At 62.9% G+C, this 13,024-nt stretch carries 9 protein-coding genes; 3 read left to right on the forward strand and 6 right to left on the reverse strand.

Features of this window, described 5'->3' with window-relative positions:
* Positions 1–9: 9 nt before the first annotated feature.
* The 6 genes from MTAI_RS02565 to mqnE all read right to left on the reverse strand — a co-directional run bounded on the left by MTAI_RS02565 (position 10) and on the right by mqnE (position 6,142).
* On the reverse strand, positions 10–312 hold the full coding sequence (locus MTAI_RS02565; RefSeq protein ID WP_027887511.1) for a Rieske (2Fe-2S) protein: 303 nt from the start codon (positions 310–312) through the stop codon (positions 10–12).
* A gap of 1 nt (position 313) precedes the next feature.
* Positions 314–1,648, reverse strand: coding sequence for a Fe-S cluster assembly protein SufD (sufD, locus tag MTAI_RS02570; protein ID WP_027887512.1), 1,335 nt, complete (start codon positions 1,646–1,648; stop codon positions 314–316).
* Positions 1,649–1,794: 146 nt separating this feature from the next.
* Positions 1,795–3,204 carry a Fe-S cluster assembly protein SufB gene (gene sufB, locus MTAI_RS02575; RefSeq protein ID WP_027887513.1) on the reverse strand — a complete coding sequence of 470 codons (1,410 nt, stop codon included), beginning with the start codon at positions 3,202–3,204 and terminating at the stop codon, positions 1,795–1,797.
* An 11-nt stretch (positions 3,205–3,215) separates the two neighbouring features.
* Positions 3,216–3,971 (reverse strand): Fe-S cluster assembly ATPase SufC, encoded by a 756-nt coding sequence (gene sufC / locus MTAI_RS02580; RefSeq protein WP_036196936.1) that lies wholly within the window; start codon positions 3,969–3,971, stop codon positions 3,216–3,218.
* A gap of 149 nt (positions 3,972–4,120) precedes the next feature.
* Complete coding sequence (locus MTAI_RS02585) at positions 4,121–4,933, reverse strand: menaquinone biosynthetic enzyme MqnA/MqnD family protein (RefSeq protein ID WP_027887515.1); 813 nt, start codon at positions 4,931–4,933, stop codon at positions 4,121–4,123.
* 21 nt (positions 4,934–4,954) lie between these two features.
* The gene (gene mqnE / locus MTAI_RS02590) at positions 4,955–6,142 is read right to left on the reverse strand and encodes an aminofutalosine synthase MqnE (protein WP_027887516.1); all 1,188 of its coding nucleotides are present in this window, start codon (positions 6,140–6,142) and stop codon (positions 4,955–4,957) included.
* Between the two features lie 501 nt (positions 6,143–6,643).
* Here mqnE and MTAI_RS02595 point away from each other — a divergent pair.
* The 3 genes from MTAI_RS02595 to MTAI_RS02605 all read left to right on the forward strand — a co-directional run bounded on the left by MTAI_RS02595 (position 6,644) and on the right by MTAI_RS02605 (position 12,860).
* Positions 6,644–8,656, forward strand: coding sequence for a GGDEF domain-containing protein (locus MTAI_RS02595; RefSeq protein ID WP_150118014.1), 2,013 nt, complete (start codon positions 6,644–6,646; stop codon positions 8,654–8,656).
* An 82-nt stretch (positions 8,657–8,738) separates the two neighbouring features.
* Positions 8,739–11,513, forward strand: a complete 2,775-nt coding sequence (locus MTAI_RS02600; protein WP_187388584.1) for a CHAT domain-containing protein — start codon at positions 8,739–8,741, stop codon at positions 11,511–11,513.
* A 186-nt stretch (positions 11,514–11,699) separates the two neighbouring features.
* The gene (locus MTAI_RS02605; protein ID WP_425373722.1) at positions 11,700–12,860 is read left to right on the forward strand and encodes an ABC transporter substrate-binding protein; all 1,161 of its coding nucleotides are present in this window, start codon (positions 11,700–11,702) and stop codon (positions 12,858–12,860) included.
* Positions 12,861–13,024: the final 164 nt, after the last annotated feature.

A 13,024-nucleotide genomic window follows, 5' to 3' on the forward strand; every position in this document is an offset into this window, starting at 1 on the left:
AACTGCGGGTCAGACCTCGAGCCAGACCTGCCCATCCTCCAGCCGGGCCTTGTAGGCCTTGACCGGGCGGGGTGCGGGCAGGGTGGCCTTGCCGGTGCGCAGGTTGAATTTGGCCCCGTGGCGGGTGCACCGGATGTTTTCACCTTCGATGGGGCCATCGGAGAGCGGGTTTTTGTCGTGGGTGCAGATGTCCGAGATGGCGAAAATTTCCTCGCCGGCGTGGATGAGCAGCACCGGGGTTTTCTCGCCCTCCACCCGCACCACCAGGCGGCCATTCTGGAACTCCTCGAGGCGGGCCACAGGGATCCACATACTAGACGCGCACCTTCTCCTCGATGATGCTCTCGATGTACTGCCTGAGAGGCTCAATGGGAATGCGGGTGAGCACATCGGCCATATGGCCCTTGACCAGGATCTGCTGGGCCAGGTGGCGCGGCAGGCCCCGGCTCATCAGGTAGAAGAGCTCCTCGGGGGCCACCGGCGCGGTGGAGGAGCCGTGGGAACACTTCACGTCGTTGGCCCCGATCTCGAGCTGCGGCACGCTGTCGCTGCGGGCATCTGCGGATAGGAGCAGGTTGCGGTTGGTCTGGTAGGCGTCGGTCTTCTGGGCCCCCTGCTCCACCTTGATAAGGCCCGCGTACACCGTGCGGCTCTGATCCTTGGCCGCACCCTTGTAGAGCACGTCGGAGTAGGCGTGGTCGGCCACGTGGTGCTGGAGGGTGTAGTGATCCACGTGCTCCTGGCCGGTGGTGAAGTACAGGCCCAGCATCTCCGAGGAGGAGCCCGGCCCCAGCATCTCCGACTGCACCTCGGCCCGGCTGATGGAGGCCCCCATGTTCACCACCAGGTCGTTGAGGGCGGCGTCGCGCTGGAGGTGGGCCCGCTGGCGGTGGAAGTGGTAGAAGCCCTGGCCCAGAAGCTGGATGTGGGCGTGGCGCACCTTGGCCCCGTTGCCCACGATAATCTCGGTGGAGGAGGTGTTCACCGAAGGGGCCACCCTGGCCGGCGAGATGTACTCCTCGATGTAGACGGCCTGGCTGTTCACGTCCCCCACAATCAGGGTGCGCGAGCTGGAAAGCCTACCGCCTTCCAGGTACTTGAACACGCCAATGGGCTTGCTGAACTCCACGTTCTTGGGGATGTACAGGAACACCCCGTGGGTGAAGAGGGCCGCGCCCAGGGCGGGAATTTTGGAGTTCTCGGGGCGGTTCTTCTGCGCGCCCACCAGGTCGTGCCAGTTGACGGCCTGGAAGAGGTTAGCCTCCACCAGCTCGGGGTGCTGGGCAAGGGCCTGGTGCAGGCTGGTGAAGATAACGCCCTGTTGCCGGTACTCCTCCGGTAGCTCCACGTGTACCAGGTCGGCCCCCACGAACACCGCATAGCCCGAGAGCTGGGCCTGGGCCAGGCGATCCTGGACGGCCTGGGGAATCTCGCTTACACCGCCCTTGGGTAGCTCGAGCGGCAGCTCCTCGAAGGGCACCTCGGTGATGTCGGTGTACTTCCACTCCTCGGTGCGGGTGGTGGGGTAGGGCAGCTTGGCGAAGGTCTCCCAGGCCTCCAGCCGCTTGGTCTGGAGCCACTGGGGCTCGCCTAGTTTTTTGGAGACCTCTAGAACGAGGTCGCGGGAAAGGCTCGAGGTAAGTTCCACTTATTCTCCTCCTGGTTGAACGGCGTGTTGCGCACGACCAAAACACCCTGCTTATACGGCGGCACGGCAATGGTCTGGGTCTCGGTATTCACCGAAAACGCTTCTGTGATCGCCAAACCGAACCCTATACAATGCCTCGGAAACGGTTAGCCTACGCTGCCTTCCATCTCGAGCTCGATCAGCCGGTTCAGCTCGACGGCGTACTCCAGGGGCAGCTCCTTGGCCACAGGCTCAATAAACCCGCGCACAATCAGGGCGGCGGCCTCGTCCTCGGGCAGGCCCCGGCTCTGCAGGTAGAAGATTTGCTCGTCGTTGAGGCGGCTCACGGTGGCCTCGTGCCCCACCGTGGCGGTGTCGTCCTCGATCTCCATGTAGGGGTAGGTGTCGGTGCGCGACTCCTCGTTGATCAAGAGCGCGTCGCACTCCACGTTCACCTTGACGTGCTTGGCCCCCTCGTAGACCTTGATCAGGCCGCGGTAGCTGCTGCGCCCCGAGCCTTTGGAGATGCTCTTGGAGACGATGGAGCCGCCGGTGTGGGAGGCCGCGAAGATCAGCTTGCCGCCGGCGTCCTGGTGCTGGCCGGTGTTGGCAAAGGCGATGGAGAGGATGTCCGAGCGGGCCCCTTCCTCCACCAGGTAGCTGCTGGGGTACTTCATGGTCACCTTGGAGCCCAGGTTGCCGTCCAGCCACATGTGGTAGGCGTCCTTCTTCACCAAAGCCCGCTGGGTGACCAGGTTGTACATGTTGTGCGGCCAGTTCTGGATGGTGGTGTAGCGGCTCTTGGCCCCCTGGTTCACCACAATCTCAATCACGCCGGAGTGGAAGGAGTCGGTGGTGTAGACAGGGGCGGTGCAGCCCTCGATGTAGTGCACCTCGGCCCCTTCGTCCACCACGATGATGGTGCGCTCGAACTGGCCCAGCTCGGCGGTGTTGACCCGGAAGTAGGCCTGCAGGGGCAGGTCTACCTTGACCCCCTTGGGCACATACACAAAGCTCCCACCCGACCAGACCGCCGAGTTGAGGGCGGCGTACTTGTTGTCTTCGGGTGGAATGACCGTGGCAAAGTACTCCCGGAAGAGGTCTTCGTGGTGCTTGAGCCCCTCCTCGATGGAGACGAAGATCACGCCCAGGCGCTGGAGCTCCTCTCTGACCTGGTGGTACACCATCTCCGAGTCGTACTGGGCACCCACCCCAGCCAGCACCTTGCGCTCGGCCTCGGGAATGCCCAGCCGTTCGTAGGTGCGGCGGATCTCCTCGGGCACCTCGTCCCAGCTCCGCGCGTCGCGCTTCTCGGTGGGCTTGGCGTAGAAGTAGATCTCGTCCATGTTGAGGCCCGAGAGGTCGGCGCCCCAGGTTGGAACCGGCTTGGACTGGTAGATTTCCAGGGCCTTGAGGCGGAACTCCAGCATCCAGGCCGGCTCGTCTTTGTGGTAGCTGATGGCCTCCACCACCCGCCGGTTGAGGCCTTTTTCGGCTTTCCAGACCGGCTTCACCTCGTCCACAAAGCCGTACTTGTATTCATTCCCAATGTCTTCGATCAGGATGTTATCGGACATACGGGCTCCTTTCAGTTCGACACGGCCAGCTCTTTGACCCAGTCGTAGCCCTGCTCCTCGAGCTTCATCGCCAGCTCGGGGCCGCCCGAGGTGACGATGCGGCCATCAATCATCACGTGCACCACATCCGGCACGATGTAGTTGAGCAGGCGCTGGTAGTGGGTGATCAGGAGCGCGCCAAAGTTGGGGCCGCGCATGGCGTTGACGCCCTTGGCCACCACCTTCAGAGCGTCGATATCCAGGCCGGAGTCGGTCTCGTCCATGATGGCATAGGTGGGCTCCAGCACCATCATGTGCATGATCTCGTTGCGCTTTTTCTCGCCCCCGGAGAAGCCGTCGTTGAGGTAGCGGGTCAGGATGCTCTCGTCCCACTCGAGGGTCTCCAGGGCCTTTTGCAGCTTGCCGTAGAACTCCGTCAAGTTAACTTCGCCACCTTTTTTGGCCTGCAGGGCCAGGCGCAAAAAGTTGGCGTTGGAAACCCCCGGAACCTCCACCGGGTACTGGAAGGCCAGGAAGAGCCCCTTGCGGGCCCGCTCATCGGCCTCCATCTCCAGGATGCTCTCCCCGTCCATCAGGATGTCGCCCTTGGTGATCTCGTAGCTGGGGTCGCCGGCGATGATCTTACCCAGGGTGCTTTTGCCGGCCCCGTTGGGCCCCATGATGGCGTGCACCTGGCCCTTGGGCAGCACCAGGTTAACCCCGTTCAGAATGGTTTCACCGTCTACGATTCTGGCATGCAGGTTGCGGATTTCCAGTTGGTTCACCATGATATTCCCCTTGTGTTGGCTTGCTCGAGTGGGCTCTTACTGCGAATCACTCGCAATAAGAGTATAGGCGCTATGGCCCAGAATGTATAGTGGTTTAGTCGGGATTCTGCTACCTGGGTTACAAAGTCCAGCGTCCGGGGCGGCGGACTCTACACATCCCAGTAGTCGTCGGGGTAGGGCAGGCCCACGGCCTTGGCGAAGGCCTCGAGCCCCAGTCGATCGGGGGCCTCGAGGTGGTAGCGGAAGTTCCACAGATAGTGCTGCATCAGCCGCTCAGGCACACCCAGGCGCTGGGCCTCGGTGCCGGCCACGGCGGCCAGGTTGCCCAGACCCAGCGAACGGGCAGACCGCAGCCGGCGGACAATCTCCGGGGGGGGCGGGGCGTTGCGGCGGGTGGCCCAGACCCCAAACACAAAGGGCAGCCGGGTTCGCTCGAACCACTTCATCGACAGGTCGGTGATGCGGATGCCTTCGATCTGATTGGGAACCTGGTGCACCGACTCGGGGATGATGGAAAGCAGACCGTAGTAGGTGGTGATGGCCCGGTCGCCGATCAGGAGTACGGCGTCGTACTGCTCCAGCAGCTCCAAGCCCCCCTGCGCCGGGGTGTACTGGGCCTGGATCCCGTCGGCCTCGAGCAGGTACTGCAAAAGCCGTACCGAGGTGGCGCTTTCGGTGGTCAGGGCAATGCGTTTTAGATCGTTCCAGGGGATGCGGTGGAACAGATTGACCGAATACACCGGCCCCAGGTCGGCCACGCTAAAGTCGGGCAGGGGACGCAGTTGGTGGGCGTGCTCGAGGTAAAAGTACGACGAGACCAGGCTCAGGTCTACTGAGCCCTCCAGAAGCCAGCGGTTGAGCTCGGTGGGTACGCCATAGCGAAAAGCCAGCCCGTCCCCCTCCTCTAAGAAGTGATAGAGCGGTGCGGTGTTGGCGTAGCGGGGAACACCCAGGATGTACATGGCGGCGTTGAGGTCGGGGGCCTAGTGGGTGGCCGCCCTGGGGGCGCGGCTTCCACTGGCAATGGGCGCTTCGAAGACACGCAGCTCGTTGTACAGCGCATCCCGTTCCACCGGTATCCGCCCGGCGGCCTGGATGAGCTGCACCATCTTCTGGCGGGAGAGCCCCAGCGGTGAGGTGGCCCCCGCGGCATGGGCGATGTGTTCCTCAATGATGGTGCCGTCGATGTCCGAGACCCCCCAGTCCAGCGAGACCTGCACCAGGTCGGAGGAGATCATCACCCAGTAGCCCTTGATGTGGTCGAAGTTGTCCAGGTAAAGCCGGGCCACCGCCAGGTTGCGCAGGTCGTCCAGGCCGGTGGTGAACTCGGTCTTGCCCAGGTTGAACGCCAGGGCGTTGGCGTCGGGCTGGAAGGCCAGGGGGATAAAGCTATAAAAGCCGCCCGTCTCGTCCTGCAGGCGGCGCAGCCGATCCATATGGTCGAGGCGTTCCTCCAGGGTCTCGATATGCCCATACAGCATGGTGGCATTGGTGCGGATCCCCAGGCTGTGGGCCTCCCGGTGGATCTGCAACCATTTTTCAGCCTTGACTTTGTTCTTGGCGATCTGCTTGCGCACCCGCTCGGCGAAGATCTCCGCCCCACCCCCCGGCAGGGCCACCAGGCCGGCCTCCTTGAGCTCGCGCAGCACCTCGAGGGTGGGCTTCTTGCTGATTTTGGAGAGGTGCTCGATCTCGGCGGCGGTGAAGGCCTTGACCTGAATGCCGGGGAAGTTTTCGTTCAGGGCCCGCACCATCTGGGGGTAGTAGCTCCAGGGGCGGTTGGGGTGGTGGCCGCTGGACATGTGCAGCTCGGTAAGGCCCGGCTCCCACTTCTCCCGCACCTTGGCCACTACCTCCTCCACGCTGTAGTCCCAGGCCCGCGCCTCGCCTTTTCTGGCCGCAAAAGCACAAAAGGTGCAGCCCACATAGCAGATATTGGTGAACTCGAGCCGCAGCGAGTGCACAAAGTAGGTTTTGGAGCCGTGCTTGCGCTCGCGTACCCGGTTGGCTAGGCGCATTAGGGTGTTGTAGTCGGGGGTGTGGTAGAGCACCAGGCCCTCTTCGAAGGTGAGGCGCTCGCCAGCCTCTACTTTTTCTACAATCGGAAGTAGCTTGGGGTCGCGCACGGGGGCATACTGCCAGGCCCCGGCATGGGAAGCCGCCGCATTCATCGAGACAATCCTAACACCACCCGCCCAGAAGGCCATGTTGCTTAGCTGACGATTGGCCCGATCCTGCGATGGGGTCGGTACCCAAGCGAAATGATGCGGTTGGGGTGCTCTGGATGCGGGGTGTCTTTGGAGAGGGCCGGTACGTAACGGTTATACCCATCACCCTACCCCGGAAGGGGGGGTATTCTGATTTTGGAAATCGTTGGTGGTGTTTCCGGAAGGAGAAGTATGAAAGCATCCCTGCTGGTTAGGAGGCTATTTTGCAGTGGATTCAGGCGCTATGTCTTTGTGTGCCCTGGGGCTTGTTGTGCAAGTGTGAATGACCCGGCTTGGATCTGATGGCTTGCGTGGATGTCACCGCATTTTTTAATGAGGTTGTGAGGCTGGGTATGTTTTTGACCGAGGTTTCTGGCTGGATTGGGGTGCGTTTTAAGAAAATTGGTATACCATGCCGCCTCCGCCCGGCTGTGCGCCCGCTTCGTTGCTTGAAGGGTTGCTGCCATGTCTGAAGGACGCCTGCCCCGCCGATTGCGCCTGCCTCGAGCCCCTGCGCAGGCGAAAACCCAGCGAACACCCCCGGTGGTACCGGCCTCCCTGATCGAGCGTCTGCTGAAGGGGGGGCTATCCTCCGCCCTCGAGCAGACCCTGAGCGAGCTGCAAGATGAGCTGCCCGGGGTGGCGCAGGCCTTGTTTTGGGTGCGTACCGGCCCCAACCACTTCAATCTAGGGGCGGCTCGGGGGGTTGCCAAAGCCGTTCTTGAGGAGCTGGAGGAGGTGCCGGAGTCTTTTATCAGATCGGCCTACCTGGGGCCGCCCGAAGGATGGTTGGGTGGGGTGGCGCAGCTGGATGGCCGGCCCCACCTCCTGGCCCAGCTGTTCGGAATACAGCCGGCCGAAGCCGCGCTCGAGGTGCAGGAAGCCCCGGCCAACCTAACCCTGCCCCTGGCGGTGGAGCAAAAGGTTTGGGCCGTGCTGCACCTCCATGCAACGGCCCAGCAGCTGGATGCGGCTGGGGTAGGCTGGGTCGGGCGGTTTGTCTCGAGCATCGCACCCATCTTGCACGAGGTGTACGTGCGTGAGCAGGCTGAGCGGCAGTCCCTGTGGCTATCGGCCATCAATGCCCTGCTGCAAACCTCGCGCGATCAGCCGCTCGAGGTGGTGTTGCAGGACGCCCTCGAGGAGGCCACCCGGCTTTCCGGGGCCGATGGAGCCCGGCTGATCGCCTTTGAAGGATCCGTCATCCGCACCATTGCACAGGCCGGCTGGGGTGCTGGGCTGCCGCTGGAGGCGGCCGTCGCCCGTCCGATGGGGCAGCGCCTGCGCAGCGGCCAGCAGGTGAGCATCCTGCGCTATGACCTGTACCCCGGCCAACGCCCGGAGCTGGTAGAAGCGGGACTGCGCAGCCTGTTTATCCTGCCTATACAGCACCAGAACGGCGAAACCGACGTGTTGCTTCTTTTGAGTACCCGGCCGCGGTGGTCGCCCAAGGCCCAAACCCAGGTGCTTTTGGGCGATATGGCCGCGGCCATTGAGGCGGTGCGAACCGAATGGATCTTGCGGCGTGAGCTGACCTGGGCTGCCCACACCGACCCTTTGACGGGCCTGGGCAACCGCCGGGCTTTCGAACGGGATCTGGAGCAACTAACTTCCCGAAGCGATGGCCAGAAGGTGGTGCTGGTGCTGTTCGACCTGGATGACTTCAAGAGGATCAACGATACCTATGGCCATGTCCATGCCGATCACCTGCTGGAGCGGTTGGGCGGGGTGTTGCGCTTCAAAAGCCGGGCCGGTGACCGCGCGTACCGCCTAAGTGGGGATGAATTCGCCCTGCTGATCGGGGGCTCGAGCTCCATAGACCCGGGCCGCGTTGTTGAGCGCTACCGGGCCTTGCTGGAGGGGATTCGCGTTGCGGGTCAGGTCTACCTAAAAGTGAGCCTCGGCTATGCGACCTTCCCAACCGAGGCCAGTGAGATCGAAAGCCTCTGGCGGCTGGCCGACGACCGGATGTACAAAGACAAAGCGCGGCGCAAGGGCCGTACCCCGCTGTTCGCGCCTTCAGACGACCCCATCCAGTGGAGGTTGCAGCTTGAAACCCCCTTACTTCGGCTGGCGGCCCGATTGGCCCAGGTATTACAGATGGCCCCAGAGGAACAGCAGGTGTTGCAGGCCAGCTGCTATCTGCTCGAGCTGGCCTTGGGTCGTGTTAAGCCCTCGCAGGATGTGCCAATCCCCGAAAGCCTCTTGCTTGAAGCCGCGCGGGTGCTGATGCGCCTGCAAACCTCTTGGGAAGAAGCCCGGCAATCCCAGAATTTGTTGCGCGAACCCGCTCCCTTGGTGCTGCATGTGCTACAGGTGGCCCAGCATTACATCACCGCTACCCAGGCGGTGGAGGGCCGGGCCGCTCGCAGCGTAGAAGAAGCCTTGGAGGAAATTGCAGCCCTGGCCCACCGGCGCTTTGCTCCTGCAGTGGTGGAGGCTTTATACTCTTTGCGGGTATGGCTAAATAGCGAGTAGGCGGCCCGATCGCAGACTCTGATCTGCAACGAATATACGATCCGGCATGGCCGGCGCTCTTTTTGTAAGACAAACCCAGTTCATGAACCGTCACGAGCTGCTCCGCCGCCTGATGGGCGAGTCCGACCCAGTCCGCAGGCGGGCTTGGCTGGAGCCAATGGCCCATGGTGCCGAGGTAACCAGCCTGATTGAGCGCCTAAAAGCGGAGGTGGAGCGCCGCGGGGATGGGGCCTACCAGGCCGGGGAGCGGGCGCTGGAAGCGGCGGCCTGTGCGCTGGGGCTGACGGCCTGCGGCCGCTTTGCCGAGGCCCTGCCCTTCTATGAGGAAGCCAGTCGGGGTCTGGAAAGCCTGGGCTGCAAAGAGGGGGCGGCCCGTTTGGGTATGCGGCAAATTCAAGCCCTGGTTACAACCGGCGAGATGGCGCAGGCCTGGGCTTTGGCCCAGCAGACCCGTGTGTTGTTTATGGAGTTGGGTCTGTTGCGCGAGGCGGCGCTGGTTGACATTCACGTTGGTGCCATCCACTACCGATTGGGGCGTGTGCGCGAGGCCGAGGCGGTGCTTGGGTCTGCGTTGGAGCAGCTCGAGCGCCTGGGGGATAGGGTAGGCCAGGGCAAGGCCCACGGGAACCTGGCCCTGGTCTACGAAGCCCAGGATCGTTACCGCGAGGCTATGAACCACTGCCAGCAGGCGCTGAGGATTTTCAGGGCCCACCACCAGCTCGAAGACTTTATCGGCTGCAGCGTTAACCTCGCCCTGCTCTACCGCAAAGAAGGCCGCCTGAACCAGGCCCTCGACCTGTTGAGCCGGGTTCGGGGGATACATGGCACCCCCAACGCGGCCCGGGCCCAGCTCGCGGAGGCCCGCGTCTACCTCGACCTCAACCTGTGGGCCGAGGCCATCCTGTTTTCCCAGGAGTTGGTGGAGTTTTTTGCCGAGCGGGGTATGCGGATGGAGCTGGCTGAAGCCCTGGTCACCCTGGGTAGCGCCCAGGCCAAGCAGGGTCGGCTCGAGGAGGCCCATCAGACCCTCGAGCGTGCGCGGTCGGGCTGGTTGGCGCTGAACAATGCCATCCAGGCTGCAAGGGTGGAGGTTTTGCTGGCTTCTTTGTATTTACAGTCGGGGCACAACGCACAGGCGGTCGGGCTGGTGGAGCAGGCCCTCGAGGGGCTGGGCGGGGCTCCCTCGGCCAAAGCCCTGGGCCTCAGCGTGATGGCCGAGGCTTTGTTGCGCCAGGGCAACCACTCCAAAGCCAGGCGGCGTCTGGAAGAAGCGGCTTCATTGGCGCTGGGGCTGGGGATGCCCGACCTCATCGTTCGCATCGAGCACCTGCGGGGCCGGGCGGCCGTGCTGGAAAACCGTGTACAAGCTGCCGAACTGCACTTTAAGCGGGCCATCGAGCGCCTCGAGAAGGTGCGGATTCACCTCGGGGTCGACGAGTTTAAGTTGGCCTACCTGGGGGATAAGCTCGAGGTCTACAGCGATTTGATCGACTTGTTGCTGGATCAACAGCGCCTTCATGAGGCCTTTGAATGTGTTGAGCGGGTCAAGTCGCGGGCCTTGGTAGACCTGCTGGCCCAGCGGGGGGAGGGAGAGCCGCCCCAGGGCCGCACCGACTTTGGGGTGGAGCGCTTGCGGCAGGAGCTGGCCGGTGTGCGCCGCGAGCTAAACCAACACCTGGTGGCTTTGGAGGCGCAGGGGCAGGGAACCCGCGGCCACCACAGGGAGAAAATGGTGGCTCTCGAGCAACGGATCATGCGGCTTACTTGCGAGATCAAGCGCCGGCAGCTCGGCGCCAGCACTGCTAAAGAGAGGCCAAATCTGCGTTTGCTCGAGTTGCAGAAAATCCTCCAGCCCGGTGCGGTTTTGCTGGAGTACCACCACACGCGCCGCGGGCTTATGGCTTTTGTGGTAGAAGGCCCCCGCGCGGAGGTGGTGTGTAACCTGGGCTCTTTGGAGCAGGTTCAGCGGCATGTCGAGCAGCTCGAGTTCTTCCTGAGTCGTGTTGCTCAGGGCGGTATCCTGCTCGAAGTTTACGGCGAGGAGACCCTCAAGCGCCTGGTAGATGAGCAGCTCCAGGCCCTGTATCACCTGCTCATCGAACCCTTGCCGCTTCGCTTTTTCGGCCAACCCCTCGTTGTTGTTCCCCATGGGCTGCTTCACGCCGTGCCATTCGCGGCTTTATTTGATGGTGAACGTTACCTGCTCGACCGTGCGGAAGTCTCCTTTACGCCCAGTGCGGCTGTGTACGCTTTGTGCCGTAAGCGCCAGCGCCTCGAGGCCGGTTCGCTGGTTGCTTTTGGTGTTTCCCTCGAGCACATTCCCCAGACCCTTGAAGAGGTCGAACAGATCGGCCGAATCTTCCAGAACGCCCATATCTTTATGGGAGAAAGGGCCACCCTGGAGAATTTCTTTACGGCTGCACCCCAGGCCGGGGTTCTCCACATCGCGACCCACGGGGCTTTCCGCCCCGATAACCCCATGTTCTCGGGCCTACGCCTGGCCGATGGCTGGCTGGCAGCCCGCGACCTGTACAACCTGCATCTGAGGGCCGAACTGGTGGTGCTCTCGGCTTGCGAGACGGGGCTGGCGAAACAGGTCGGTGGTGACGAACTGGTGGGCCTGGCGCGGGGCTTTTTATGCGCCGGTGCTACCAGCTTAATTACCAGCCTGTGGCCGGTGCGCGACGATGCCACAGCCCAGTTCATGGTCACCCTCTACACCCATCTACGGGCCGGTAAACCCATTGCCACAGCGCTGCGCGAGGCCCAGCTCGCCACACGCACGGCTTTCCCCAACCCCTATTTCTGGTCGGCCTTTGCCGTTACGGGTGACCCGCACCGCACCCTTCGCTTGTAGGCAGGCCAATTGGCGGCGGAAGCTGGGAACCTGCCTGGGCATTACGGCCGGTTGCTGTCAGCCAAGCCATCCGCTTTATTGCGCCCTCGAGCTGCCTTGACAATCTGGCTACGAGCATAGAATAGGGTGAAACCTTAGGAGGAAGACGTGAAGCAATGGCTGGCTTCGTTGATCTTGCTGGTTGGAATGGCCTCGGCTCAGACGGAGATCTCGTTTTGGCACAGCATGGACGGCCCCGCCGAGCGGGTGATCGCTCAGTTTGCCAGCGCGTTTAATGCTTCGCAGCGCAACTACCGGGTCACCCCCCGCCTGATTGGCGATTACCGCGAAGGGGAGACCCGCCTGCTGGCGGCGCTGCGGGCGGGTGGTGCGCCGGTGCTGTTCCAGGCCGAGATTCTGCTCTTCCCGCGCCTGGTGGCCGAGGGGGTGGTGCTGCCGCTGGATGAGCTGACCAATACCCTGCCCAAGGCCTTTACCGACGATTTATTCGAGGCGGCCTGGGATTACGGCCTGATTAACAACCGGCGCTACGGGCTGCCTTTCAATACCTCCACCCCGGTGCTTTTCTTCAACGAAAACCAACTGCGGGCCAAAGGGCTCAAGGTGCCCACCAACTGGCGGGAGTTTGAACAGGCGGCCAAGGGCCTGACCAGCCGCACCTCCAAGGGTTTTATCGCCCTTTCGGAGTCCTGGACCTTCGAGGCCCAGGTGACCAGCCGGGGCGGCAACCTCGTAACGGCCGACGGGCGGCCCAACTTCACCTCGAGGGAGGTGGTGGAGGCCCTCGAGTTCCTGCAACGCCTGGGGCGCGAGGGCAGTACCAGCGTGCGCAACCTCTCGGAGAGCTTTTTTGCCCAGACCGATTTCATTCGCACCAAGGGCATGATGGTGATGGCCTCGATTGCCAACTGGCCGGCGGCTGAGAACGCCTCCTTTGCCTTCAAGCTGGGTGTAGCCCCCATCCCCCGTGAACCCAACGGAAAAGTGCCGCTGGGCGGGGCCCAACTGGTGGTGCTGCGCGGGGCCAGCGCCGAGCAGCAGCGCGGGGCCTTCGAATTCTGGCGCTTCCTGATGGAGCCACAAAACATCAAAACCTGGGTGGAGGCCAGCTACTACGTGCCCCTGCGCAAATCGGCCACCCCGCTGCTGGAAGCCTTCTACCGCGAAAACCCCTACCGCAAGGTGGCCTTCGAGCAGGTTGCGGTGGCCCAACCGCGCCCCCGGGTGCCGCAGTTTGCCATCTGGCGGAACTACCTGGAGGAGGCCCTGGAAAAAGCCCTCAAGGGCAACGTACCAGCCCGCCAGGCCCTGGAGGAGGCCCAGCGCAAAGCCGAGGCGGCGCGCTGAGGTTTGAGTGTATTCCAAAGCCGTTCCGGCTGGGCGGGGTGGGATATCCCCGGCAGGATGCTCTTTGGCGTTGATACCGGATTCAAAAAGATAATCTCCAAACAGAAAAACATTTAAGAGGCTATCTTTTTGAATCCTAGAGCACTCCCTTCGGTCGGATCTGG

The organism is Meiothermus taiwanensis WR-220, assembly GCF_003568585.1.
Lineage (GTDB): Bacteria > Deinococcota > Deinococci > Deinococcales > Thermaceae > Meiothermus > Meiothermus taiwanensis.